This window comes from Rathayibacter sp. KR2-224, assembly GCF_049446075.1.
Classification (GTDB): Bacteria; Actinomycetota; Actinomycetes; order Actinomycetales; family Microbacteriaceae; genus Humibacter.
Genome location: NZ_JBMSEB010000002.1, coordinates 288,230 through 311,678, shown reverse-complemented (window position 1 = coordinate 311,678; position 23,449 = coordinate 288,230). Strand labels below are relative to the sequence as shown.

Genomic DNA, 23,449 nt, shown 5'->3' with positions numbered 1-23,449 from the left:
TTTGGGCTCCGAGAGATTTGGTGCAATGGGGCGCCGCGCGAGCGGCGGCGCACCGCGGTTGGCTAGGTGGGTGGTTGCGTTCGGCGGCGTGCACGCCGCATTGCGGAGCGTGTTGCGCTGAAACCCTCGCAGGCCCGTTGAAGCAGATCTAGGACGCGGAGCGGGCCAGCGGCAGCAACTCGACGTCGATGCGGTCCAGGTCGCGCTCGCAGCCGTTGGAATCGACGAAGGCGATGTGCAGCGGTTCACGTGTGTCCGCCGCCACGTAACGCGACGCCGGCTCCATCCCGTTCGGCAGGTGTCGATTCCCCCACGCCTGCAGGGCTGCGAGCACAGGCGCGAGCTCTTCGCCGGAAGCGGTGAGAACGTATTCGTCACGCGTGCGGGCCCCATCGTCGCGATAGGCCTGCCGCTCGAGCACGCCGAGGTCCACCAGCTTGGCGAGCCGGTCGGCGAGTACGTCCGGCGTGATCCCGAGCCGTTCGCGGATGTCCCGGAATCGCGTGAAGCCCAGGCGTACGTCGCGCACGACGAGCAGCGTCCACTTCTCGCCGAGCACGTCGAGGGAACGGGCGATGCCGCACCGCTGGTTGACCGGAGACAACGACTTCATGACTCAATCCTAGCTGAGTCGGTATTTCCTATCCAGATGCGCTAGCGTCGTGGACATGCCCACGCTCTCGCCCCGCGCTTCCTTCTGGACCGCCGCTGCCGTCGCAGGTCTCGCGCTGTGGGCCAGCGGGGCCCCGACGATCGTGTACCCGCTGTACGAGCGGCTGTGGGGTCTCAGCGCGGCGACGAGCACGCTCATCTTCGCGATCTATCCGATCGTGCTGATTCCGGTGCTTCTGGTCTTCGGCAACCTCTCCGACAGTCGTGGCCGTCGATTCGCCATTCTGCTCGGGCTCGGGGCACTGGCACTCGGCACGCTGACCTTCGGTCTGGCCACTGGGTTGCCCGAGGTGCTCATCGGCCGCGCGCTCATGGGCGTGGGCGTCGGGCTGTCACTTGGCCCAGCAGCCGCGGCGATGATCGAGTTCGGTGGCCCGCAGCGAGCGCCGCGCGCAAGCTCGACGATGACCGCTGCCACGGCCGCCGGCCTCGCGCTTGCCACGGTCGTCGGTGGCGGCCTCGTGCAGTACGCACCGCAGCCGTTGCATCTCACGTTCTGGGTGCTGCTCGTCGTGATCTTGGCGGTCGGTGCCTGCGCCACGTTCCTGCCACGCGTCCGGGACGCCCAGGCCCCGTCCTGGCGCCCACGAGTGCCCCGCGTCCCTGCAGGGGTGCGCCTTGCGTTCACCGCCGGGGCACTCGGTGTCTCGACGGCCTACGCGGTCGGATCCGTGTTCCTCGCCCTTGGCGCGCAAGTCGCGGCCGACCTGCTGCGGTCCTCGAACGCGTTGCTGAACGGAACGGTGATCGCGATCTCCGCCGTCGTGATCGGTGTAGTGGCAATCGCAGCTCGGCGAGTCCCGCCCCGCGTTGCGCTCGGCCTCGGTCCGGTCGCGCTCCTGGCCGGGATGGGCTCCCTTGTGATCTCGGGACTCGGGCACTCGATGCCGATGTTCCTCGTGGCCTCGGTGCTCACGGGCGGAGGCTACAGCCTCATGTACGCGGGCGGTCTCGGCATCATCACCGCGACCGCACCTGCGCATCACCGGGCCGCCGTCATCTCGGCCGCGTTCACGGTCGGCTATCTCGTCCAAGCTGCTGTAGCCCTCGTGCTCGGCTCTATCGCGACGAATCTCGGTCTGCTCGTCGCGATGGAACTCGCGGCCGTCGTGCTCGTCGTGCTCGGGATCGCCACCGCCGTCACGGCCAACGTGGGCACGCGGCGCCGCTCCGCGACCGCTCCCGTCCCCCTCTCCTGACCCCCCCTTCGAAAGGAAAACCCATGACATCCCTCGACAACGCAGTAGTGCTCGTCACCGGCGCGAACGGCGGGCTCGGCATCGAGTTCGTCACCCAGGCGCTCGCGCGCGGCGCCCAGCGCGTTTATGCGACGGCTCGCTCGCCGCGAAACTGGGACGACGAGCGAATTGTGCCCCTCCCACTCGACGTGACCTCGGCGTCGTCCATCCGCCAGGCGGCCGAGCGCGCGAGCGACACGACGATCGTGATCAACAACGCCGGGATCGGGGGAGGTGGGCCTCTCCTCGGGAGCTCGCTCGACGACATCCGCCGCATGTTCGACACCAACGTGTTCGGCGCTCTGGAGGTGGCGCAGGTCTTCGCGCCCGTGCTCGCCGCCAACGGCGGGGGTGCGCTCGTCGACGTGCACTCCGCGCTCAGCTGGCTCGGCCGTGGCGGTGCGTACGCGGCAACGAAAGCGGCGTTCTGGTCGCTGACCAACTCGCTGCGTCTCGAGCTGCGAGGGCAGGGTACGCAGGTACTCGGCGCCCACCTCGGCTACACGGACACGCCCATGACGGCCGGCCTTAACGTCGTCAAGGAGGACCCAGCGGACATCATCTCCGCGATCTACGACGGCCTGGAGGCAGGCGAACTCGAGGTGCTCGCCGACGAGACGAGCCGCCAGGTGAAGGCGGGTCTGTCGCAGCCCATCCCGGTGCTCTATCCGGAATTCGCTGCGCGCTAGCCGCAGCCGCAGCAGAACGCAGCACGTATTCAGGACATGCTCGGCGCCGTCCACATAGTCGCCACGGTGGCGGGCATGTCCTGAAAACGGGTTGCGCGGTACTGCGAAAGCGGCCGACTCAGCGCCACCCGGCAGCCATAGCCCTCCGCAAGGCCCCGGATGCCTACTCGGGCTTTCGCGGAGCGCGCTCGGACGCGTCGACCGCCGCGTCCTCCACCTGGTCGTCGACGGTGGGCTTTGCCTCTGTGCGCTCGCGCCTGCGGGCCGCGGCGAGTTGATCCGAGACGGCCTGCCGCGGGCCCCGCAGCAGCAGGTACGACAGGCAGAAACCGATGACGACCGCGGCAACGGCTGAGATGACCCACAGATCAGAGGGCAGCACCAGCAAGAGCACCACGAGCGGCACGGCGATGAACAAGAGCCGCAGCACTGTGTAGGTGAGCCAGGCCGGTATGCGTTTCACCGTTCAAGTGTAGGGAGAGTGGCGCGGTGAGGCGCCTGTGAGACGGTCACCGCGACGACGCACCTGCCGTCCGGGCGTCGGACCTACGCACCGCTACCTCTCAGCCACGGGCGAGGTCCGCCGGGAGGTGCGCGGACTAGCATGGCCCCATGGTTCGCGTCTGGCTCGTCATCGGAGTCATCGCCGCGCTGTTCTATATCTATTCGATCGTGGACTGCGCCTTGGCGGAGCGCGAACGCGTTCGGGGAGTCCCCAAAGCGGCGTGGGTCGCGATCGTGGTCGTCTTCGCGATCATCGGCGGCGTCCTGTGGTTCATGATCGGCAGGCCGCGGCGCGGCGATCGCGTCAGGCGAGGCCCCGTCGCGCCCGACGACGATCCCGAGTTCCTGAAGAACCTGGAGCGCGACCGCAGGCAGCAGGAACGCATCCGCCGGCTCGAGAAGGAACTTTCAGACCTCGACGAGGCACCGAAGAAGAAGTCCGGCGACACCGACGGCCGCCGGGATGGCTGAACCCGCGCATGCGCGGGAGCCCGGGCGCGACCGCACCCCTGTGACCACCACGGGCAATCCGGCGACGGATGCCGCGCTCGCGCTCCTCACCCAGCTCGTGCGCGAGGGCCTGCGGCACATCGTGCTCGCACCCGGGTCGCGCTCGCAGGCGCTCGCACTGGTCGCCGCCGAGCTCGAGCGCGTCGGCGCCGTGGAGCTGCACGTGCGCATCGACGAGCGCGTTGCGGGATTCCTCGCGCTCGGCATCGCGGCAGAGACCGGGCATCCTGCTGCCATCGTCACCACGAGTGGTACAGCGACGGCCAACCTTCTCCCGGCCGTACTCGAGGCGCACCATTCGAACCTCCCCATGCTGATGCTCACCGCGGACCGGCCGGTGCAGATGAGGGGCATCCGCTCGAATCAGACGACGGTGCAGGCCGGCATGTACGGCGCGGCAGCCCGCCGCGCGCTCGACGTTGCTGCTCCGACGGGGGCGACCGGCGAGACGGATGCCTACACCCGCCTCGCCACTCAGGCATGGTCGGCCGCCCTGGATGAGACCGGCCCCGTTCACCTGAATCTCGCCTTCCGCGAGCCGCTGTCCGCCGCGGTGCCAGACCTCGGCTCCTTCGCCGCGCACGTGGCCGCAGCCGGCGCCGAGCAGGCCATCCGGGACGGCATCGGCAGCGATTCTCCCGTCGTTCACCCCGCAGCTCTCACCCGCCAGCACCTCTCCCTGGCACCCGGGCCCCGCACCATCGTCATCGCCGGAAACGCCGCAGGCCCCGAGGCCGAGGCACTCGCCAGGGCGGGCGGCTGGCCCCTCATCGCGGAGCCGTCCAGTGGATCCCGCTTCGGTCCGAACCTCGTCGTCGCGTACCGGCAGTTGCTGCGCGAGCCTGAGTTCGGCGGCGCGGTGCAGCGAGCCGTCGTCTTCGGACATCCGACGCTTAGCCGCGAGGTGCCCGCCCTGCTGCACAGAGACGACATCGAGACCGTGGTCGTCGCGCCCGTGGGCGAGGAGGTGTACGACCCAGCGCGCTCCGCAACGGTCGTGGCGTCCGTCGACGCGCGCGACCACGACCCCACGAACGCCGAGGCGCGCGCCTGGGTCGGCCGATGGGTCTTCGCCAGCCGGGCGCTCCTCGATGAGGATGCCTCCGGCACCGCAGACCACGCCGCCCCCGACATCGAGGCGGCCCGCTCGCATTCGCCCGAGCAACGACTCGCCTTCGCGAAGTCGGAACTCGCCGCCGTGCGGGCATCAGTGACGCGGCGCATGCTCGTCGACGCGCTGTGGCGGTTCACCTGGCCCCACGACCGGCTGGTGCTGGGAGCGTCGCGACTCATCCGCGACCTGGATGCCTTCGCGCCCGGCAAGAAGATCCGAGCGCATGCGAATCGCGGCCTCGCCGGCATCGACGGCACCATCTCGACGGCCATCGGCATCGCCCTTGCCTCGCAGCAGGCCGAGTCGGATGCCCCGTACGGCACCACGCGGGTGCTTCTCGGTGACCTTGCCCTGCTGCACGACGCGGGTGCGCTGCTGTTCGGTGAGGGCGAGCGTCGCCCGACGGTGCAGGTCGTCGTCGGAGACGACGGCGGTGGAACCATTTTCGACTCGCTCGAGGTCGCCCAGACCGCGCCGCCCGAGGCCATGCGCCGCGTGCTCACCACTCCGCAGTGCGTCGAGTGGGAGCGACTGGCCGAAGCCTATGGTTGGAACTACCGCCGCGTGGCGACGCGCGGCGAGCTGGACCAGGCGCTGTCGGCTCCGCCGCACGGAACGAGCATCGTTCACGTGCCGCTGACCGGCTGAGGCGGGAGGCGACGATGTCGACGGGCAAACGCAAGGCCGACCGCAGCGGCTGGATCGTGGATCCCGCGGTGCAGTTGCTCGCGGCAGACGGGTTCGACCTGTCGAAGATCCCGACGGGAGGCAAACCGGGATTCACGGGATCGTCGAAGGCAGGCAAGCAGGCGTTACGTGCGGCATCCGAGCAGCTCGCCGACCTGCAGGAGCGCCTGTTCGCGGGGCGGCAACGTGCGGTGCTTCTCGTGCTGCAGGGCATGGACACGTCGGGCAAGGGCGGCATCGTCGCCCACGTCGTCGGTGCTGTGAACCCCCAGGGCGTGAAGTACGTCGCGTTCAAGCCGCCCACAGAAGCCGAACTGCGGCACGACTTTCTCTGGCGCATTCGCAAGCAGGTGCCGGAGCCCGGGATCATCGGTGTGTTCGACCGCTCGCACTACGAGGATGTCTTGGCCGGCAGCGTGCGTTCGCTCGCCCCCGAGGATGAGATCGAACGACGATACGGCGCGATCAACGACTTCGAGAGCGAACTGGTCGAGTCCGGAATACGCATCCTGAAGGTGATGCTGCACCTCGGCGCCGACGAGCAGAAGAGCCGTCTCCTTGCACGTCTGGACGACCCCGAGAAGTACTGGAAGTACAACCCTGGCGACGTCGACGACCGGGCACTGTGGCCGCGCTATCAGGAGGCGTATCAGCGCGCGATCGAGCGAACATCGACGCCGGAGGCGCCGTGGTACGTCGTGCCGGCCGACCACAAGTGGTACGCACGGCTGGCGGTGCAGCAGCTTCTTCTCGGCGTACTCGAGGACTTCGACCTCGAGTGGCCGCCTGCCGACTTCGACGTCGATGCAGAGCGCGAGCGGCTTCTGAGCCTCTCGTTGGCCCCTACTGGAACGCCTCGGTGACCGGTCGGAACTTCATGCTGGTCTCGGCCAGCTCGCGCTCCGGAACGGAGTCCGCCATTATGCCGCAACCGGCATACGCCGTGATGTCACCGTTCGAGGTCACCTGGGCACATCGCAGCGCGATCGCCCACTCGCCGTCTCCGTCTGCGCCGATCCAGCCGACCGGTCCGGCGTAGCGCTCGCGATCGAAGGGCTCGAGCTCGCGGATGAGCCGCACCGCGGCATCCGTCGGGGTTCCGGCAACGGCGGCCGTCGGGTGCAAGCCGGCCACCAGGTCGAGCGATCCGGATCCGTCGTTCAGTGTGCCCGTGACATCCGTCGCCAGGTGCCAGAGGTTGGGCAGTTTGAGCGGGAACGGGGCTTCGCTCGCCTCCAGAGCCGAGGTGTGTGGACGCAGAGCGCCGATGACGCTGCGTACCGCGACGGCGTGCTCTTCCCGATCCTTGGCGCTGTGCAGCAACTCGTCTGCCGAGTCGTGATCGGATGCCGCGTCTCTGCCACGCCCGCTCGTTCCGGCCAGCACCCTCGCGTCGATCGTGCCGTGATGCACGCGCACGAGCGTCTCTGGGCTCGAACCGAGAATGCCGTCGACGGCATATGTCCAGCACTGCGGATAGCCGAGCGCGAGTTCGACGAGCGCCCGGCGCACGTCGGACTCGGCCGGAAGGTGGGTGTGCAGGTCGCGCGCCAGCACGACCTTCTCGAGGTCGCCGCGGCCGATGCGCTCGACGGCGACGGATACCGCGCGCTTGTACGCCTCCCGCGTGAGCTTGCCGGGCATCATCGTGAGCCGGTACTCGGCGCCGAACGACTCGGGATGCGGCACAGGCGGCATCGCGGGAGCGTCGGAGCTGCGGATGCGCGTGATCCACGAGCGTCCGTCCCGTCTGCCGATGACGACCTGCGGCACGACGAGCACGCTCGCCGCGGCGCTTTCGTCGTCGAACGCGAAAGTCCCGAAAGCGACCAGCCCCGTCCCCGGCACGCGCACGGTGTCGTGCACGCTCGACACCGACGCGAGCTGTTTCCATGCGGCAGAGGCCCGAGCGATGCGGTCAGCGCCGCGGAACTCGAGCCGCAGCGCTTCGCCGACACCGGCGATCCCTTCCCCCTTGCGCATCCACAGAAGCGGAGCGTGGGAGTCCGTGAAGGGAATGATGTGTCTGACGTCGTCGAGGGGGGTGGTCTCGACCGTCAACGCCTGTACTCGGGTCGCGATTACGGTCACGCCCCTAGCGTACGTCGCAGCCCTGAGCGTTGCCGTCGCGCCCCGGAGAGACACTGCCGCGATCGGCCGCTCCACAAGCGACGTTCCGCCCGCTGATCGGGCCCCCGGCATCGCCGCGCACACCCTAAGCTTGACCGGGTGAGTAGGGCCGACCTGAGCAAGCAGCCGTCGGACGTCGCCTCGATGTTCGATGAGGTCTCGGCCGCATACGATCGCATGAACGCCATGTCGACCGTCGGCATCGACGCACTCTGGCGCGTCGCCACCACCCGGGCCGTTGATCCCCGCCCAGGGCAGTTCGTGCTCGACGTCGCGGCCGGCACCGGCACGTCCAGCGCCTCGCTCGCCCGCTCTGGCGCGCGCGTCATCGCCGCAGACTTCTCACCAGGCATGATCGCCGTCGGCCGGCGCCGCCAGGCCGGCAACACCAATGTCGAGTTCGTGCAGGCGGATGCCACGCAACTGCCCTTCGACGACGACAGTTTCGATGCGGTCACCATCTCGTTCGGGCTGCGCAACATCGTCGACCCGGATGCCGCCCTGCGCGAATTCTTCCGGGTTGCGAAGCCGGGGGGCAGGGTCGTGGTGTGCGAGTTCTCGCGGCCGCCGGCATCCGTCATCCGCGCCGCGTACTACGCCTACCTGCGATACGGGATGCCGGTGTTCGCGCGCCTCGCGTCGTCCAATCCGGTCGCTTACTCCTACCTCATGGAGTCGATCAGGGAGTGGCCGGATCAGCACACTCTGGCAGGCATGGTCCGGCGCGCCGGATTCGAACGCGTCGCCTACCGCAACCTCACGTTCGGCATCGTCGCGCTGCATCGCGGCTTCGTTCCTCTCGACTCGGCGCAGAGATCCGACCATCGCGCAACAGGTGAGGCATCCCACGCCGAATCGAAGGGCGGCAGATAGTGCCATCGCTGCCGCTCGCACGCCGCGAGACCACCCTCACGAGCCAGCTCGGCCTCGGCGACCGCGTCTTCGCCTCTGGTAAGGACAAGCGCTTCGCCGCCGATGTCGACGCGGGACTGGAGCTGGTGGAGCAAGGTCTGCGCGAGCAGGTCAGGTTCGCGGATGAACTTGCCGACGTCACGGCGCGCTACCTGCTGAACGCAGGCGGCAAGCGCGTGCGTCCGATGCTCACGCTCATCACCGCCCAGCTCGGGGAGGGCGCAACGTCGGAGGTGATCGACGCCGCCCAGGCCGTGGAGATCACTCACCTGGCCTCGCTGTACCACGACGACGTCATGGACGAGGCACAGACGAGACGCGGTGTGCCGAGCGCGCAGCACGTGTGGGGCAACTCGGTGGCCGTGCTCACGGGTGACCTGCTGTTCGCGAGGGCGAGCCAGCTGGTGGCAGGTCTCGGCGAGGGCGCCATCCGGCTGCAGTCGGACACGTTCGAGCGGTTGTGCCTCGGCCAGCTGCACGAGACCATCGGTCCGCACGAGGGCGACGACCCGGTCGAGCACTACATCGGCGTGCTCGCCGACAAGACCGGGTCCCTGATCGCCGCGGCCGCACAGATGGGTGTCATGTTCTCCGGTGCCCCGGAGGAATACATCCGGCCCGTCATGGAGTTCGGCGAGAAGGTCGGCGTGGGCTTCCAGCTGATCGACGACGTGATCGACCTCTCCGGCAAGGGTGCGGAGACCGGCAAGACGCCGGGCACCGACCTGCGCGCAGGCGTGGCGACCCTGCCTCTGCTCAAGCTGCGGGAGCTGGCATCCACCGGTGACGCGCGAGCCGCAGCGCTGCTCGACCGCCTCGACACCGAGGTGCTCGGCGCGCCAGACACCAAGGACGTGAGCGAGGTCGTCACGGCGTTGCGCGAGCATCCGGTCACCCAGGAGACGCTGGATGAGGCACATCGCTGGGCGCACGAAGCGGTTCAGGCGATCGCACCATTACCTCAAGGGTCGGTGAAACGGGCGCTCACGCGGTTCGCCGATACGATCGTCGAGCGGTCCAGCTGACCCCACGACGGGAACGGATGCCGTCATGCACGCAAGCAGCGCCCTTCATGCCGACAAGCATCCGGCGCACGCGGCTGCACGACGAGATGGATCGCGAAGCGATGAGCCACGACGCGGCGACGCACCTGAAGCGATCGACGCGGCCGACTACGAAAGGGAAACCTTCATGACCAAACTCCGCCTGGCCATCGTCGGGGCGGGACCGGCCGGCATCTATGCCGCCGACATCCTGCTCAAAGCGGAGCGCGAGTTCGACGTGTCGATCGATCTCTTCGACCAACTGCCCGCACCGTACGGGCTCGTGCGTTACGGAGTGGCGCCGGATCACCCACGCATCAAGGGCATCATCACGGCGCTGCGCGAGGTGCTGGACCGCGGCGACATCCGCCTGTTCGGCAACGTGCGCTTCGGCACCGACATCACGCTCGACGACCTCAAGCAGCACTACAACGCCGTGATCTTCGCGACGGGAGCCGTGCGCGATGCCGACCTCGACATCCCTGGCATCGAGCTCGAGGGTTCGTACGGCGCCGCCGAATTCGTGAGCTGGTACGACGGGCATCCCGACTATCCGCGCACCTGGCCGCTCGAGGCGGAGTCCGTCGCCGTGGTCGGCAACGGCAACGTGGCGCTGGATGTCTCGCGCATCCTCGCGAAGCACGCAGACGACCTGCTCCCCACCGAGATCCCGGACAACGTCTACCAGGGGCTGAAGCAGTCGCCAGTGACCGATGTGCACGTCTTCGGGCGCCGTGGACCGACATCCGTGAAGTTCACGCCGCTCGAGCTGCGCGAGCTCGGCGAGCTGCGCGACGTGGACATGATCCTGTACGACGAGGACTTCGACTACGACGAGCACGCCCGCCAGGTGATCGCCGGCAACAAGCAGGTGCTCGTCATCGACCGTGTGCTGCAGCAGTGGCGGCAGCGCGAGGTGGGACAGGCATCCCGCAGGCTGCACCTGCACTTCTACGCCCGACCGATCGAGCTCGTCGACGGCGGCACCGGCCGCGTCTCGGCGATCAGGTACGAGCGAACCGCCCCAGACGGTCAGGGCGGCGTGTTCGGCACGGGGGAGATCCGCGAGATCCCGGTGCAGGCGGCGTACCGTGCCGTTGGATACTTCGGCTCGCCGCTGCCCGGCATCCCGTTCGACAAGCGGCACGGTGTCATCCCGAACCACGAGGGCCAGGTGCTGCACGCGAAGGACAACACGCAGTTCTACGGCGTGTACGCCACGGGGTGGATCAAGCGCGGTCCCGTCGGCCTCATCGGCCACACCAAGTCGGATGCTATGGAGACCGTCTCCCACCTCATCAACGACCTCGGCAACTGGTGGACCCCCGCCGATCCGTCTGAGCAGTCGGTGACCGAGCTGCTGAGCGCGCGCGGCATCGAGTACACGAACCTCGACGGATGGCACAACCTCGACGCGTTCGAGCAGGCGCTTGGCGCAGCCGAGGGCCGCCCACGCATCAAGGTGGTGCCGCGCGACGAGATGGTGCGGGCATCCAACGATCCCGCCACCCCCGCCACCCCCACCGCTGGTTGAGTAGCGACGCGCAGCGCCGCGTATCGAAACCCCGGGCCGCCGTGTCGGTGCGTTTCGCCGGTGCCCTTGTCGCCACGGGGGACATTTCGTTCTCGCAACGAGGGGTGGTGGCATTCGGTCCGCCGTGATTGACTCCGAGTGGCCGCACGGGGACGGTCGGCGGAACGCGGGGGCGGGCCGGACATCGAGCATGCAGGGGGGTGGCGTGCCCATGGCCGTCACACGCAAACGCAAAGGCATCATCCGGGCGATTCTGGCGGGCGGCGTCGTTCTCGGCGTCGGCGCCGCCGTCACGCTCGCGGCGTGGAATGCATCGGAGTTCGCGACCGGAACGTTCCAGGCAGGCACGTTCGCCTTCGAGGGATCGACGGACGGATCCGCCTACGCGTCGCATCCGACCGCTCCGGGCGCGACCTTGGCCTTCAGCGCCGGGGTGAGCAACCTGTCGCCGAGCGCGACCACCTACTCGGCGTACTGGGTGCGCCTGGGGGCAGGCACCACGGCCAACGCGACGGTGACCCTGCAGTCGGGCGGCACATCGGGCACCGTGACGAATCTGACCTACAGCATGGTGCAGCTCGCCGCGGCCGGAACGTGCAATGCAACGGCGACCGGCACCACCCTGGTGCCCGCAGGAACCGCGGTCGGTACGGTGCCAGGCACGCCAACGTTCGCGCTCTCGGCGGGTAGCCCGACGACGTCCGCGGGTACGGCCGTGCAGGTGTGCGTCGTCGTCACCGCCGGCTCCGGCCTCCAGCAGGGGCAGACCGGATCGGCAACCTGGCAGTTCGCCGCCCAGTCGAGCTGATCACGGTGTGGCCGCAGACGTCGTCATGAGCGCAGGCACCATCGACGCCACCGTGGCGCGTCGTGCCGTGGCGATCACGCGAACCACGCTGCTGAATGTCGCTGCCGTGCTCGGTGCCGCATGCATCCTGCTGGTCGTGCTCGCCGTGGTGTTCCACATCAGCCTGATCATGTTCCGAACCGGGTCGATGTCGCCGCAGATCCCCACCGGATCCCTCGCCGTCGTGCAGCAGATTCCCGCCAGAGACGCGCGCGTCGGCCAGGTCGTCACGGTGGATCGACCCGGCGCGCTTCCCATCACTCACCGCGTGGTCAGCACTCGGCCCGCGCCCGGGGATGCCGCTCAGCTGGTTTTGAAGGGTGACGCCAACGCGTCCGCGGACCCGCAGCCCTACACCGTGCGCACCGTTCGGCTCGTTCTGCTGTCGCTGCCAGGACTCGCGTATGTGGTGGTCTGGCTCGGCAACCCGCTCGTGCTTGGCGCGCTCACTGTCGCGGTCGCTGCGCTGATCGTCTGGGTGCTCTGGCCGCGCGACGAGGCCAAGCGCTCGGGCAGGCACGCGGAAGGCGCGTGAGCCGTGGCATCCGAACGCGCGAAGACGGCCATGCTCATGGCAGTGCTGGCCGTCTCCGCGGTCGCCGCGGTGCTTGGTTTCGCCCTGCTGCGGCCGGCCGCTGCCCTCGGCCAGGGGGTTCAGGACCAGGCGCCGGCCCTCGTGCTCGCAGGCGATCCTCCGGGCACCGTGCACACGCTGACGCGGGATTCGCCCGCCCTGTGGAACGTCGGAGTGACCCTGCACCGGATGCCCGTCAGCACGGTGGTCGGCATCCTCACCGCGAACGGCGGGGTGGCAGCCGCTGACGTGTCCGTGCCGACGGAGGTCGAGCTGCTCGGGTGCGCCGCGGCGTGGAGTGGCACGACGTGCCCGACGGCCGAACGAGTCATCTTGCCCGTCACGCCTACGGATGCCCTGCCCGACGGCGCGCGATCCCTGAGCGGCACATCTGGCCCGGTGCCGGCGAGCATGTGGGTGCAGGCACGCGTCACCATGCCGCCGGACGCGCGCGCCGATGCCTCCGGACGTTTCGAGCTGCGCCTCACGGTCGACGCGACGGGCGCGGACGAAATCCCTGCCGGCGGCCTGGCGCCAACTGGCTCGTCGCCGCTCGGACCCGCACTGCTCGGCGTGGCTGCCGTCACGGCCGGGTTCGCCGTCGTGGGTCTCGCACGGAGGCGACGCCGTGGCTGAGCGGAGGTGGCTCTTGCGGGCGGCAGCGGCATGCGTGGCCGTCGTCGCAATGCTCGGCGGCGGGCTGGTTCATCCCGCCCAGACGGATGCCAGTTGGCGCGTGTCGGAGTACACGCGCGGCACGTTCACGGCCATGACGCTGCAGAAGCCGGTCCTCAGCGCGTGCACCTACAACCCCGGGCTGCTCGGGGTTACTCCGGTCATCACAGTGACCTGGAATTTCGCCGCGGGTACGCCGAGCGCAGCGACCGCGAACTACGCCGCGTCGAGCGGATCGGTGCTGGGCACGCTGCTCGGCGGCGTGACCGAGACGACCACTCCGGCCGTGGGCACAGGAACGACCTACACCACCACGTTCAAAGGCTCGACCTTGAGCGGGCTCGCGGGGGCCACGTACACGGTCGGAATCCAGGCGCAGCTGGGCGCGTGGACCTCGCCCTTCGGCACAGCCACTGCGTCGAGCGGCTTGGCAGGGACCAACGCCTCGTGCACGCCGTAATAGCGCCGCGCAGCTAGCGGAGCGCCCCACAATAGCGCCGCGATGCGGAGCACAGACTCGCTCCGGCTCAGTTCACCTAGCCGTTGCAGTGCAGCGCATGGTCAGCGTCACAGTACCTGCGTCGTCGCCGAGCTCGAGCACCGCGGATGCCTCGCCGAGCTCCCCGAGGCTCGTCACGTGGGTTCCGCCGCACGCGATCCGCGCGGTCGCGGCCGGTCCGGAGGCCGGTCCCGTCTCCAGCTCGGGCAGCTCGCATACCCAGAAGCGGGGGTCGCTCAAAGCATCGCCCTCGCGCTCGATGTGAACGCGAGCATCCGTCGCGATCCACGCGCGAAGGGTGTCCGTCGTCGAAGCCGCCAACTCGTCCAGCGACCCGGCGAGACCCTCCGTGGCGAATCCCTTGCGGCGCAGCGACTTGTTGAGCCGGAACACATCGACCGAACCGCCTGGCACGATCGTCGAGGACTGAATGGCCTCATGATCGAAATCGGGCCGGCCGAGAGCATCCTCACGCACGGGTTTGCTCCACCGATCGGCCAGCGCGGCGTTCAACGCGAGCGACGCGAGGTGGCACAGCGTGTGGCCGACCGAGAGCGCATGGCGGTGCTCCGAGTCGACGCTCACGAGCACCTCGTCGCTCACCGCGATGCGGCTCGGCCGCTGCAGCACGTGTGCGACGACGAACGCCCATCCTTCTGTGCCGCGCCGCACGGGTACCTCGTCGCCGATGAACAGGTTCGTTCCGTCCGTTGCGGCGACCACGACGTCGTCGAGCGGCGTTTCACGCCCGTCGACGAGGATCGAGCCGCGGTCCGGGCCCTGATCGGGCCAGGCTCGGTCGACGGGATGCGCCGGCGTGCGGTCGAGCAGCACGACCTCCTGGTCGTCGCCGTACGGCTGCACGTGCAGCACGACGGCCTGGGCGCTGAGCGATTCCGGGCCGCTCGAGGCGTACAGAACCGTCGTATCGGAGGAGGGCAGCGGCATCCTGGCTCTCGTACTCTCGCTGAATCAGCGGAAGTTCACGAACTGCAGGTCGACGTCCATGTCGGCCCGCTTGAGCATCGCGATCGTCGACTGTAGATCGTCGCGGCTCTTCGACGAGACTCGGACCTCGTCGCCCTGAAGCTGGCTCTTCACCGACTTGGGCGCCTCGTCGCGGATGAGCTTGTTGATCTTCTTGCCGGTCTCCTGGTCGATGCCCTGCTTGAGCGCGACCTCCAGGCGGAACTCTTTGCCGCTGGCGTACGGCTCGCCGACATCCAGGCTCTTGAGCGAGATGCCTCGCTTGATGAACTTCGACTCCAGCACGTCGAGGATGGCTTTCACGCGCTCCTCCGTGTTGGCTTTCAGCAGGACCTTCTCGCCGCTCCACTCGACGGACGCCCCGACATTCTTGAAGTCGTAGCGCTGGTCGACCTCTTTGCGGGCCTGGTTGACGGCGTTGTCGGCCTCCATCTTGTCGACCTTGCTCACGACGTCGAACGACGAATCTGCCATGACCTCGAACTCCCTTGCGCGACCGTTGATCTCCCTGCGAGTTTACGGGCGATTGAGGCGAGAGCCGGGGGAGCTTGCTCACCCGGCCGAGCCGATTGAGTCCGTGAGCGGTGGCGATACGGGCGATTGAGGGTCGGCCCCGGGAGCTCGCTCACGGGGCCGGGCCGATTGAGTCCGTGCATCGCGACGGAGGATGCCCGGACCCGAGGTGTCGCGAACGCCCGGATGCCGACCGACCGTAGGCTGTCGGCGTGACTCAGGACTACGCCGACCTCGCCGCGACCGGATCCGACGTGACGCCATGGCTCATCGTTGCCGGCATCATCGTGCTGCTCGGGGTGATCGCGCTCGTCGTCGCGGGCGTCATCCGCTCCAGAAGGGCTGTTAGCGAAGCGGAGACCGCGGCGGAGGCTCAAGCCGATGCATCCGCGCCCGGCACGGCCGAACCGGAAGCGACCGCTTCCCCCGAGGCCGGCCCGGACACTCCCGCATCCCCCGAGACCGGACCGGACGCGCCAGACGACAACACACCCAAGCCCTGATCTGGCGCCTCATCCGGCGCACGGCCTGCCGAAAATCGGAGATTCGTGCCGCCACGCCGGAGGCGGCCACCCCCCGGCGGCGCGTCGGAGCAAATCTCCGATTTCCGGCGACCGACTGCGGGGGCGGCCCCAGCGGCGGTGGATTTCACCGGATGCCCGTGCGTGGGTATCCTTGACTTCGCGCCTTCGGCCAGGTGATTACACGTGGTCGGGAGCGCCAAGGCAGGTTACCCAAGCGGCCAAAGGGATCTGACTGTAAATCAGCCGGCATAGCCTTCGGGGGTTCGAATCCCTCACCTGCCACTTCGTGAATGGGTCCCTTCCGCAAGCAAGAGGGACCCATTCGTGTCTCGGGCGGAGCGCGTTCTTCACCGAGTCGCCACTACGAAGGAGCCGCATGCGCGTCACCATGCTTCGGGCCAAGATCCACCGCGCAACGGTCACGAGGTCGGATCTGCACTACGTGGGCTCGCTCACGGTGGACCGCGAGCTGCTCGAGGCATCCGGCATCCTCGTCGGGGAACAGGTCAGCGTGGTCGACATCGAGAACGGCGAGCGGTTCGAGACGTACGTCATCGAGGGCGAGCCGGGGTCGGGCATGATCGGGGTCAACGGTGCTGCAGCGCGACTGGTCAGCGTGGGAGACCGAGTCATCATCATGGCGTACGGATCGGTGAAGCTCTCGAAGGCTGCTTCCGTTCGTCCGAGGGTCGTCCTGGTCGACGACGAGAACAAGGTGCAGCACAACGGGGATGACGCGGCGTTCCCGACCACCTATCCGCACTGAGCGCTGCGCCTACTGGAGTCCGCGCGGACCGCGCCGTCAGCAGGTCCGGGCTTCCGGATGCTCTCCCAGCACAGGAATCGGATGCCCGGATAGGCTCGCCCCGACAGCATCCGACGGTGGGGAGGCAGCGTGGCGGACGACCGGAACGCGCAGACGCAGATCAACTTCGACATCCCATCGGAGGTGGAAGCGGGAAGCTTTGCAGACTTCGCGAGCATCTGGCACACGGACAACGTGTTCGTGCTGGACTTCGCCTCGCTGCGCGGTCCTGCCACGGAGACCCCGGACGAGAACGGTGAGCCGCATCGGTCGGTGAACGCCCGCGTCGTGAGCAGGGTGCGAATTCCGCCGGAGCAGGTCTTCGAGCTGGCGAAGGCACTCACGCGTGAGCTCGAGCTGTGGGAGCAGCAGACCGGCCGCCGCAACCCGCAATAGGCTCCGCCAGCCGCGGGTCGAGTAGCGCCGTCGAAGGTGCCGCGTATCGAAATCGCGGTCTGGAGACCGCGGGTTGAGTAGCCCCGCCGAAGGTGCCGCGTATCGAAACCCAGCCCACCCCGGCCGCAGGCGGAACTCACCCTTCAGGCGCTCGCCGCGCCCACCGTCTGCCGCGAGGCGGCCGAGCTCTCGACGAGTGCGTCGAGCCGTTCCACGATCTTGTTGACGACTGCGCACGCCGTCGCGAGGTCCATGGCGTCGAGCTCGTTGACCACGTCGACGATGGCGGCGTGGTGGTCGTGATAGGCGGAGTCGACGAGGTGCACGGCCGGCTCGGTCGGCACAAGGTAGTGCGCCCTGCGATCGCTCGGATGGCTGACCCGGGTGAGGTAACCCCTCGTCACGAGGCGCTCGATCACGTTCGTCACCGTCGCACTGGAGGTGTTCAACATGACGATCACGTCTTTCGGGCTCATGTCGCGTCCGTCCCTACGCGCCTGCACCAGGTAGCGCAGGGCGTTGAACTCCAGGGACGACAGCCCGGTCGACTCGAGAGCACGGTTGGCGAGCAGGAATTCGGCGCGCCTGAGCCTCAGCAGCGCTTCGGTGAGCGCCTTGCCCTCCGCCGTCTCGGGCTGAGCGGCGTAGAGGTGCTCGCTTTCATGGCGTACGACGGTCTGCGGCACGGGTCTCCTCCAGGTCGAAGTCGGTTTCCGTCCGGGCTCGGATGCCTGTGAGCGACCACTGCGCGGCGGCGAGCGTCTCGAAGGCGCCTGCTCTCGCACCGGTGGCATCCCGTGCGACGTAGCTCGCGCCTTCAGCCGTCACCGTCCCGACGAAGTCGCCGTTTCGTGCGGCAACCCAGAACCCCAGCTCGGGCTCCGCCCACTGCGCGTCGGCCACCGCCGGGTCGTCTTCAGTCACGATCCGGAGGGCGGGAAGGTCGCGTGCCACGGGCGTCATGAGTCCTCCTTTGAAACTTTACTCTCATTGCGCTTGTCTAACACCTCAAGTTACACATATTGTGACTAGTACAGAAAGTGAACTGTTCGGATCATGAGTTTCAAAGAGAACGAGCCTCTAAGTCCATGAGCCGAACGGCACTGTCCCGATGACGACGAGGAGCGGCGAGATGGCCACGTTCAACTACAACAACATGCTGCAGGCGGAGTTCGACGACCGCACGCTGGCTCATCTCGAGCGCGTCATCGTCGGAAAGATGCGCCGTCGGGAGGCCTTCCACTTCGCCTGGACGACTCCGGAGGGCGAGCGCAAGTCGGTCTGGCTCGACAGTGGCGTCGCGGTGTCGTTCGACTACGCGCACCCCGTTCGCGACTTCAATCGCACCTGGCTTGAGCGGCTCATGTCGTCGGCATCCAGCGCCGCGGGCCTGACTGTTTTGCCCGAACCAGAGGAAGAGGTTCAGGTGGAGTCGAGGCAGTCCCGCCGCGCGGGCTTGATCGCAGCGTGATGCCCGGCGCATCAGTCGATCACCCGCACGAGCTCCCAGACACCCGGCTCAGCTAGCCGCACGTCGAAGACTCGGGTCTCGCCGTCGTCGCTGGTTCCCTGGAATCGCCAGCCCTTCAGCGGCGACGGCGGGTGGGTCATGACTGGGCTGAGCGGGACGCCTGGCTCTGGGCCGAGGCGGGTCGGGGTATCGGTGACGCGGAAGCGGCGGCCAGCCCAGAACATCCGTCTGGGGACACCGTCTTCGTCGATCCACACGGTGACGATGTCGGTGGTATGAGTGATGCTCACGGCAGACCTCCTAGCCGAAGTGTCGAACAAAGCTTCGATGGAATCGACGATAGATCGCCTTGGAGCGACACGCCAAACGCGATGTTCGGGACCCCGTAGCATCGAAGGCATGCCTGCGAACGATGAGCTTGTAAACCTCGCCCGTACCATCGCGTGGGAGGCCGGGCAACTGGTCCGAGCCCGCCGTGAGGAGGGCGTTGAGGTCGCCGCGACCAAGACGGCGCCCGAAGACATCGTCACCGCGGCCGACCGCGAGTCCGAAGACCTCATCCGGGGCCGCATCGCCGAGGAGCGCCCAGGCGACGGCTTCTTCGGCGAGGAGAGCGACGCGAGCGCCAGTACCACGGGCCTGACCTGGATCGTCGACCCCATCGACGGCACCGTGAACTATCTCTACGGCATCCCCGCCTACGCGGTGTCGATCGCCGTGGTCGAGGGCGACCCCGACCCGAACACGTGGCGAGCGCTGGCATCCGCCGTGGTGAACCCGGCGACCGGGGAGGTGTACACGGCCACGGCCGGTGGAGGTGCCTACCTCGGAGAGCAACGGCTGCAGGTTCCCACCGGCAAGCAGCTGTCGCTCGCCTTGGTCGGCACGGGCTTCTCGTACGACTCGAGGCGGCGAGGGCTACAAGCGGAGGCCGTGAGCATGCTCATTCCGCGGGTGCGCGACATCCGCCGCATCGGCGCCGCGTCGCTCGACCTCTGCAATGTGGCGGTCGGTCGGCTGGATGCCTACTACGAGAAGGGCCTCAAGCCCTGGGACCACGCAGGCGGTGCACTCGTTGCAGCAGAGGCGGGTGCCACCGTGGCGGGCCTGCACGGCGTTCCGGCCAGCCGTGCGCTGACCATCGCGGCAGAGCCGGGACTCTTCGCTCAGCTCGAGCCCGTGCTCGACGAGCTGGGCGTCGCCGACCGCTGAGACCGGCGGCGGCCCTGCCTATCCCGCGAGGGTTCGGCGAACCGCGCCGCGCCTCAGCCGGCGATCCAGACGGCCGTGTCGCTCGGGAGGATGTCGCCCGCCAGCGGCTCGCTGGAAACGACGACCTCGCCCGCGGGCAGCGAAATGGATGCGCCGCTCAGGTTGGCCAGCACAATGAGTTCGCCGTTGTGGAACGCCACCACGTCGTCGCCGTAGCCCTCGAGCCACTCGAGTGACCCGCCTCCGAGCTTGCGCTGCTCGCGTTCGGCGAGCAGGCGTTTGTAGAGCGAGAGCGTCGAATCGGGATGCTCCGCCTCGACATCGCGCGCGAACGACGCCCACTCTGCGGGCTGAGGCAGCCAGCTCTTGCCTGACGGGCTGAAGCCGTAGGAGGGACCAGCGGCGGTCCACGGAATCGGCACACGGCATCCGTCGCGCCCGTACCGCTCACCGCCGGTGCGGAACCAGGTCGGGTCCTGCCTGGCGGAGTCCGGAAGGTCGATCACCTCGGGAAGCCCGAGCTCTTCGCCTTGATACAGGTAGGCCGAGCCCGGCAGCGCGAGCATGAGGGTCGTCGCAGCGCGCGCCCGACGCAGGCCGAGAGCCTCGTTCGGGCGGAAGGGCGTCTTGGGGCCGAGACCGTGTCCTTGCGGGTTCTCCTCGGAAAGCCCCAGGCGGGTGGCGTGCCGCACGACGTCGTGGTTCGAGAGCACCCAGGTGCTGGGTGCGCCGACGCCGTTGAAGGCCGCGAGGGAGTCCGCGATCACCTTGCGCAGGGCATCCGCGTGCCACGGCGTCTCGAGGTAGGAGAAGTTGAACGTCTGCTGCATCTCATCGGGGCGCACGTACCTGGCGAGCTTCGACGGCGGGCTGACCCACGCCTCGCCGCACAGCGCGCGATCGCCGTCGTACTCGGCCAGCACCTTGTGCCAGTCGCGGAAGATGTCGTGGCCGCCCTCCTGCGCCCAGAACGGTGCGCCCGGCTCTTCGTCGCTGATGTCGGGCTCGAGGGTCACGCTGGCACCGCTCAGTGAGCCGCCGCGTTCCTCCGGCGTGTAGTCGGGCAGGCCCTTCTTCTTCACCATGCCGTGGGCGACGTCGATGCGGAATCCGTCCACGCCGCGGTCGAGCCAGAAGCGGAGGATGCCCCTGAACTGCTCCCACACCCATGGGTCTTCCCAGTTGAGGTCGGGCTGTGACGAGTCGAAAAGGTGCAGGTACCACTGCCCGGGAGTTCCGTCGGCATTGGTGGTGCGGCTCCATGCCGGGCCCCCGAAGACGGACTCCCAGTTGTTGGGCGGCAGTTCGCCGTTCTCACCCTTGCCGTCGCGGAACCAGTAGTGGCCGCGCTCGGGGCTGCCCGGGGCGGATGCCAGTGCCTGCTTGAACCACACGTGATCCGACGACGTGTGGTTGGGCACGAGGTCGACGATCAGACGCAGGCCGAGCTCGTGGGCGGCCGCGAGCATCCGATCGAAGTCGTCGAGCGTTCCGAAGAGCGGGTCGACGTCGCAGTAGTCGGCCACGTCATAGCCGGCGTCTCGCTGCGGGGAGGTCATGAACGGCGACAGCCAGACGGCATCCACACCCAGGTCGCGAAGCGCGGGCAGATGGGCCCTGATGCCGGGCAGGTCGCCGACGCCGTCGCCGTTGCTGTCGGCGAACGAGCGCGGATACACCTGGTAGATGACGGCGCTGCGCCACCATTCCCTGCCTGTCCCCTTCGTCGCTTCCGCCGCTGACGTGGTCGGGCGTTCCTCTATCTGCGTCACGTCTTCCGATGCCGTGGCCTCGGGTGCATCTGTCGCGGGGATCGTGTTCACAGCTCTATCCACCCTCGTGGTCCTCGTTCGATTGGTCGCATGCGTGTGCATGCTCATGCTCCCGCATGGTGCACGCAAGCGCCTGCCACTGTAGGCAAATCAGTAAACGCTTGCAAAAGGGGTTTACGCAGGTCGTTCCGGCCTTACTGAAGAGAACTGTCAAGTAGCGTGAGCGGATGCTCGCGCCCCACCACGACGGATCGCCCCTGTGCGTCTCCGATCCCGCTCCACGGCTCGGTGACACGGTGCGAGTGCGGGTGCGCATCCCGCACTCGTTCGGCCAGGTGGCCGCGGTGCGCACAAGGTCGAATCCCAACCATGAGCCCTGTTTCACGGATGCGAAACGCGTCGCCACCGCGGACGGGTGGGACTGGTGGGAGGCGTCCGTCGAGGTGGAGAACCCGGTGCACGGTTACCGGTTCCTCATCACACGGAGCAACGGCTCGAGCGTGTGGCTCAACGCAGCCGGCCTCTTCACGACGGAGACGCCCGATGTCGACGACTTCCGGCTCGTGGCGTACGACCCGGCACCCGACTGGGTGCGATCGACCGTGCTCTACCAGGTCTTCCCGGACAGGTTCGCGCGGTCCGCGGCGGCGGACGATCGGCAGGTGCCGAGTTGGGCGATTCCTGCACGCTGGAGCGATCCCGTCGACGCGACTCCGCCAGCCGAGTCCGCTCAGTTCTACGGCGGCGATCTAGATGGTGCGGCCGAGCGCCTGGACTACCTGGCCGACCTCGGCATCACGCTCGTCTACCTCACACCCGTATTCCCTGGAAGGTCGAATCACCGCTACGACGCGGCATCTTTCCACGATGTTGACCCGTTGCTCGGCGGAGATGACGCGCTCGCCAGGTTCGTGGCGGCCGCGCACCAGCGCGGGCTGAAGGTGATCGGCGACCTCACCACCAACCATTGCGGCAACGACCACGAGTGGTTCACGGCGGCGTACGGGCATCCGGATGCCCCGGAGAGCGACTTCTTCTACTGGCTCGACGACGAGCACACCGAGTACGTCTCATGGCTCGGCGTGCGCAGCCTGCCCAAGTTCAACTGGCGGTCGCAGGAGCTTCGAAAGCGGTTCATCGATGGGCCGGACTCCGTCGTCGCGAAGTGGCTCAAGCCGCCATTCTCGCTCGACGGATGGCGGATCGACGTGGCGAACATGACCGGACGCTACCGGGACGACGACTTCAATGTAGAGGTGCGCCGCACCATCCGCCGCACCATGGTCGAGGCGAATCCCGACACAATCCTGCTCGGCGAGTACACCAACGATGCCGCGCCGGACTTCCAAGGGGATGCCTGGCAGGGCGCCATGACGTACGCCAACTTCACGCGTCCTGTGTGGGGCTGGCTGTCGCAGCCGAAGAGTCCTTCGACGTATTTCGGGCAGCCGGTCAGGGTCATCCCTTCTTATACGGGCCACGAGCTGGTGGATGCCCACACCCGCTTCACGGCGGCATTCCCCTGGCGCGTGCGCCTCGGCACCATGAACCCGCTGGACACGCACGACGTTCCTCGGTTCCGCACGCACGCCCTGCCCGGTGTGGTGCCCGTGGCGTTCGGTCTATCGGTGACGATGCCAGGCATCCCGGTGGTGTGGGCGGGGGACGAGTTCGGGTTGACGGCCGAGAGCGGCGAGGCATCCAGAATGCCGATGCCCTGGCAGCTGCTCGACGATACGCCCGGCGCTCCCGGCGAGGATGTCGTTGACCCGGCGACGGGTGCGACCGCGAAGGATGCCCGCGCCACCCAGGCGCTGTACCGCGAGCTGATCGCGTTGCGCCGCACGCACGTGGCGCTCGACGAGGGCGGATTCCGGTGGGTGCACGTGGGCGACGACGTGCTCGTGTTCATCCGCGAGCACGCCGAGGAGTCGGTGCTCGTGCTTGCGTCCCGCGCGGCGGCGGACGTTCGCCTGCCCTACGAAGCGGCAGCTGGATGGGAGCAGGCGAAGATCGTGTTCGGCGACGTGGAACTCGAGGTGGACTCGCCGGCGGAGGAGGACGACGGCGGCGTTCGGCTGCGTGTTCCGGGACCGCAGTTCGTGGCGATCGCGATGCCAGGCATCCGGCTCGGCTGAGTC

The 23,449-nt window shown here is 68.2% G+C and carries 27 protein-coding genes and 1 tRNA gene; 19 read left to right on the top strand and 9 right to left on the bottom strand.

Going from position 1 to position 23,449, the window contains the following annotated elements; all coding sequences use genetic code 11:
* Positions 1 to 148: 148 nt before the first annotated feature.
* Positions 149 to 613 (bottom strand): winged helix-turn-helix transcriptional regulator, encoded by a 465-nt coding sequence (locus ACO2Q7_RS13870; RefSeq protein WP_423356293.1) that lies wholly within the window; start codon positions 611 to 613, stop codon positions 149 to 151.
* 55 nt (positions 614 to 668) lie between these two features.
* On the opposite strand from ACO2Q7_RS13870, the gene ACO2Q7_RS13865 reads away from it, so the two are divergent.
* On the top strand, positions 669 to 1,871 hold the full coding sequence (locus ACO2Q7_RS13865) for an MFS transporter (protein ID WP_423356292.1): 1,203 nt from the start codon (positions 669 to 671) through the stop codon (positions 1,869 to 1,871).
* A 23-nt stretch (positions 1,872 to 1,894) separates the two neighbouring features.
* Positions 1,895 to 2,599 (top strand): SDR family oxidoreductase, encoded by a 705-nt coding sequence (locus tag ACO2Q7_RS13860; protein WP_423356291.1) that lies wholly within the window; start codon positions 1,895 to 1,897, stop codon positions 2,597 to 2,599.
* A gap of 163 nt (positions 2,600 to 2,762) precedes the next feature.
* On the opposite strand, the gene ACO2Q7_RS13855 is transcribed toward ACO2Q7_RS13860, so the two are convergent.
* A complete protein-coding gene (locus ACO2Q7_RS13855) occupies positions 2,763 to 3,062 on the bottom strand; it encodes a DUF4229 domain-containing protein (RefSeq protein WP_423356290.1) in 300 nt (99 codons plus the stop codon).
* 149 nt (positions 3,063 to 3,211) lie between these two features.
* Here ACO2Q7_RS13855 and ACO2Q7_RS13850 point away from each other — a divergent pair, with 149 nt between their 5' ends.
* From ACO2Q7_RS13850 to ACO2Q7_RS13840, 3 genes are read left to right on the top strand one after another with little or no spacing between them, the layout of a single operon-like run.
* Positions 3,212 to 3,574 carry a PLD nuclease N-terminal domain-containing protein gene (locus ACO2Q7_RS13850; RefSeq protein WP_423356289.1) on the top strand — a complete coding sequence of 121 codons (363 nt, stop codon included), beginning with the start codon at positions 3,212 to 3,214 and terminating at the stop codon, positions 3,572 to 3,574.
* Positions 3,567 to 5,375 carry a 2-succinyl-5-enolpyruvyl-6-hydroxy-3-cyclohexene-1-carboxylic-acid synthase gene (gene menD / locus ACO2Q7_RS13845; RefSeq protein WP_423356288.1) on the top strand — a complete coding sequence of 603 codons (1,809 nt, stop codon included), beginning with the start codon at positions 3,567 to 3,569 and terminating at the stop codon, positions 5,373 to 5,375. The genes ACO2Q7_RS13850 and menD overlap by 8 nt, the downstream gene beginning before the upstream one ends.
* Positions 5,376 to 5,389: 14 nt before the next feature.
* A complete protein-coding gene (locus ACO2Q7_RS13840; RefSeq protein WP_423356287.1) occupies positions 5,390 to 6,277 on the top strand; it encodes a polyphosphate kinase 2 family protein in 888 nt (295 codons plus the stop codon).
* On the opposite strand, the gene ACO2Q7_RS13835 is transcribed toward ACO2Q7_RS13840, so the two are convergent.
* Positions 6,258 to 7,505 (bottom strand): isochorismate synthase, encoded by a 1,248-nt coding sequence (locus tag ACO2Q7_RS13835; RefSeq protein ID WP_423356286.1) that lies wholly within the window; start codon positions 7,503 to 7,505, stop codon positions 6,258 to 6,260. The genes ACO2Q7_RS13840 and ACO2Q7_RS13835 overlap by 20 nt on opposite strands.
* 138 nt (positions 7,506 to 7,643) lie before the next feature.
* Between ACO2Q7_RS13835 and ACO2Q7_RS13830 the strand changes: the two genes are divergently transcribed.
* From ACO2Q7_RS13830 to ACO2Q7_RS13800, 7 genes are all read left to right on the top strand, one after another.
* The gene (locus tag ACO2Q7_RS13830; protein ID WP_423356285.1) at positions 7,644 to 8,417 is read left to right on the top strand and encodes a class I SAM-dependent methyltransferase; all 774 of its coding nucleotides are present in this window, start codon (positions 7,644 to 7,646) and stop codon (positions 8,415 to 8,417) included.
* Complete coding sequence (locus ACO2Q7_RS13825; protein ID WP_423356506.1) at positions 8,414 to 9,481, top strand: polyprenyl synthetase family protein; 1,068 nt, start codon at positions 8,414 to 8,416, stop codon at positions 9,479 to 9,481. Before ACO2Q7_RS13830 ends, ACO2Q7_RS13825 begins: the two co-directional genes overlap by 4 nt.
* A 166-nt stretch (positions 9,482 to 9,647) precedes the next feature.
* Positions 9,648 to 11,033, top strand: a complete 1,386-nt coding sequence (locus tag ACO2Q7_RS13820; protein ID WP_423356284.1) for an FAD-dependent oxidoreductase — start codon at positions 9,648 to 9,650, stop codon at positions 11,031 to 11,033.
* Between the two features lie 211 nt (positions 11,034 to 11,244).
* Positions 11,245 to 11,841 carry a SipW-dependent-type signal peptide-containing protein gene (locus tag ACO2Q7_RS13815; RefSeq protein ID WP_423356283.1) on the top strand — a complete coding sequence of 199 codons (597 nt, stop codon included), beginning with the start codon at positions 11,245 to 11,247 and terminating at the stop codon, positions 11,839 to 11,841.
* A gap of 25 nt (positions 11,842 to 11,866) precedes the next feature.
* Positions 11,867 to 12,415: a signal peptidase I gene (locus ACO2Q7_RS13810; RefSeq protein ID WP_423356282.1), complete on the top strand. Its 549-nt coding sequence runs from the start codon at positions 11,867 to 11,869 to the stop codon at positions 12,413 to 12,415.
* Positions 12,416 to 12,418: 3 nt separating this feature from the next.
* Positions 12,419 to 13,090, top strand: coding sequence for a hypothetical protein (locus tag ACO2Q7_RS13805; protein ID WP_423356281.1), 672 nt, complete (start codon positions 12,419 to 12,421; stop codon positions 13,088 to 13,090).
* Positions 13,083 to 13,589, top strand: coding sequence for a hypothetical protein (locus ACO2Q7_RS13800; protein WP_423356280.1), 507 nt, complete (start codon positions 13,083 to 13,085; stop codon positions 13,587 to 13,589). Before ACO2Q7_RS13805 ends, ACO2Q7_RS13800 begins: the two co-directional genes overlap by 8 nt.
* Positions 13,590 to 13,661: 72 nt before the next feature.
* Here the strand turns inward: ACO2Q7_RS13800 and ACO2Q7_RS13795 are convergent, their stop codons facing one another.
* Positions 13,662 to 14,576, bottom strand: a complete 915-nt coding sequence (locus ACO2Q7_RS13795; protein ID WP_423356279.1) for a metal-dependent hydrolase — start codon at positions 14,574 to 14,576, stop codon at positions 13,662 to 13,664.
* A gap of 24 nt (positions 14,577 to 14,600) precedes the next feature.
* Positions 14,601 to 15,089 (bottom strand): YajQ family cyclic di-GMP-binding protein, encoded by a 489-nt coding sequence (locus ACO2Q7_RS13790; RefSeq protein ID WP_423356278.1) that lies wholly within the window; start codon positions 15,087 to 15,089, stop codon positions 14,601 to 14,603.
* A gap of 251 nt (positions 15,090 to 15,340) precedes the next feature.
* Here ACO2Q7_RS13790 and ACO2Q7_RS13785 point away from each other — a divergent pair, with 251 nt between their 5' ends.
* The 4 genes from ACO2Q7_RS13785 to ACO2Q7_RS13770 all read left to right on the top strand — a co-directional run bounded on the left by ACO2Q7_RS13785 (position 15,341) and on the right by ACO2Q7_RS13770 (position 16,853).
* The gene (locus ACO2Q7_RS13785; RefSeq protein WP_423356277.1) at positions 15,341 to 15,631 is read left to right on the top strand and encodes an LPXTG cell wall anchor domain-containing protein; all 291 of its coding nucleotides are present in this window, start codon (positions 15,341 to 15,343) and stop codon (positions 15,629 to 15,631) included.
* A gap of 221 nt (positions 15,632 to 15,852) precedes the next feature.
* Positions 15,853 to 15,934: transfer RNA gene (locus tag ACO2Q7_RS13780), tRNA-Tyr, on the top strand.
* Positions 15,935 to 16,028: 94 nt separating this feature from the next.
* Complete coding sequence (panD, locus tag ACO2Q7_RS13775) at positions 16,029 to 16,418, top strand: aspartate 1-decarboxylase (protein ID WP_423356276.1); 390 nt, start codon at positions 16,029 to 16,031, stop codon at positions 16,416 to 16,418.
* Between the two features lie 129 nt (positions 16,419 to 16,547).
* Entirely contained in the window at positions 16,548 to 16,853 is a 306-nt protein-coding gene (locus tag ACO2Q7_RS13770; protein WP_423356275.1) for a DUF3467 domain-containing protein, read from the top strand.
* 143 nt (positions 16,854 to 16,996) lie between these two features.
* Here the strand turns inward: ACO2Q7_RS13770 and ACO2Q7_RS13765 are convergent, their stop codons facing one another.
* Together ACO2Q7_RS13765 and ACO2Q7_RS13760 are read right to left on the bottom strand one after the other, a co-directional pair.
* Entirely contained in the window at positions 16,997 to 17,539 is a 543-nt protein-coding gene (locus tag ACO2Q7_RS13765) for a MarR family winged helix-turn-helix transcriptional regulator (RefSeq protein WP_423356274.1), read from the bottom strand.
* The gene (locus tag ACO2Q7_RS13760; RefSeq protein WP_423356273.1) at positions 17,514 to 17,816 is read right to left on the bottom strand and encodes a hypothetical protein; all 303 of its coding nucleotides are present in this window, start codon (positions 17,814 to 17,816) and stop codon (positions 17,514 to 17,516) included. Before ACO2Q7_RS13760 ends, ACO2Q7_RS13765 begins: the two co-directional genes overlap by 26 nt.
* 169 nt (positions 17,817 to 17,985) lie before the next feature.
* Between ACO2Q7_RS13760 and ACO2Q7_RS13755 the strand changes: the two genes are divergently transcribed.
* Positions 17,986 to 18,324: a hypothetical protein gene (locus tag ACO2Q7_RS13755; protein ID WP_423356272.1), complete on the top strand. Its 339-nt coding sequence runs from the start codon at positions 17,986 to 17,988 to the stop codon at positions 18,322 to 18,324.
* 11 nt (positions 18,325 to 18,335) lie between these two features.
* Here the strand turns inward: ACO2Q7_RS13755 and ACO2Q7_RS13750 are convergent, their stop codons facing one another.
* Positions 18,336 to 18,614: a hypothetical protein gene (locus ACO2Q7_RS13750; protein WP_423356271.1), complete on the bottom strand. Its 279-nt coding sequence runs from the start codon at positions 18,612 to 18,614 to the stop codon at positions 18,336 to 18,338.
* A gap of 109 nt (positions 18,615 to 18,723) precedes the next feature.
* Between ACO2Q7_RS13750 and ACO2Q7_RS13745 the strand changes: the two genes are divergently transcribed.
* The gene (locus ACO2Q7_RS13745) at positions 18,724 to 19,536 is read left to right on the top strand and encodes an inositol monophosphatase family protein (RefSeq protein WP_423356270.1); all 813 of its coding nucleotides are present in this window, start codon (positions 18,724 to 18,726) and stop codon (positions 19,534 to 19,536) included.
* A 53-nt stretch (positions 19,537 to 19,589) separates the two neighbouring features.
* On the opposite strand, the gene ACO2Q7_RS13740 is transcribed toward ACO2Q7_RS13745, so the two are convergent.
* Entirely contained in the window at positions 19,590 to 21,410 is a 1,821-nt protein-coding gene (locus ACO2Q7_RS13740) for a glycoside hydrolase family 13 protein (RefSeq protein WP_423356505.1), read from the bottom strand.
* A 125-nt stretch (positions 21,411 to 21,535) separates the two neighbouring features.
* Here ACO2Q7_RS13740 and ACO2Q7_RS13735 point away from each other — a divergent pair, with 125 nt between their 5' ends.
* Positions 21,536 to 23,446 carry a glycoside hydrolase family 13 protein gene (locus ACO2Q7_RS13735; protein WP_423356269.1) on the top strand — a complete coding sequence of 637 codons (1,911 nt, stop codon included), beginning with the start codon at positions 21,536 to 21,538 and terminating at the stop codon, positions 23,444 to 23,446.
* Positions 23,447 to 23,449: the final 3 nt, after the last annotated feature.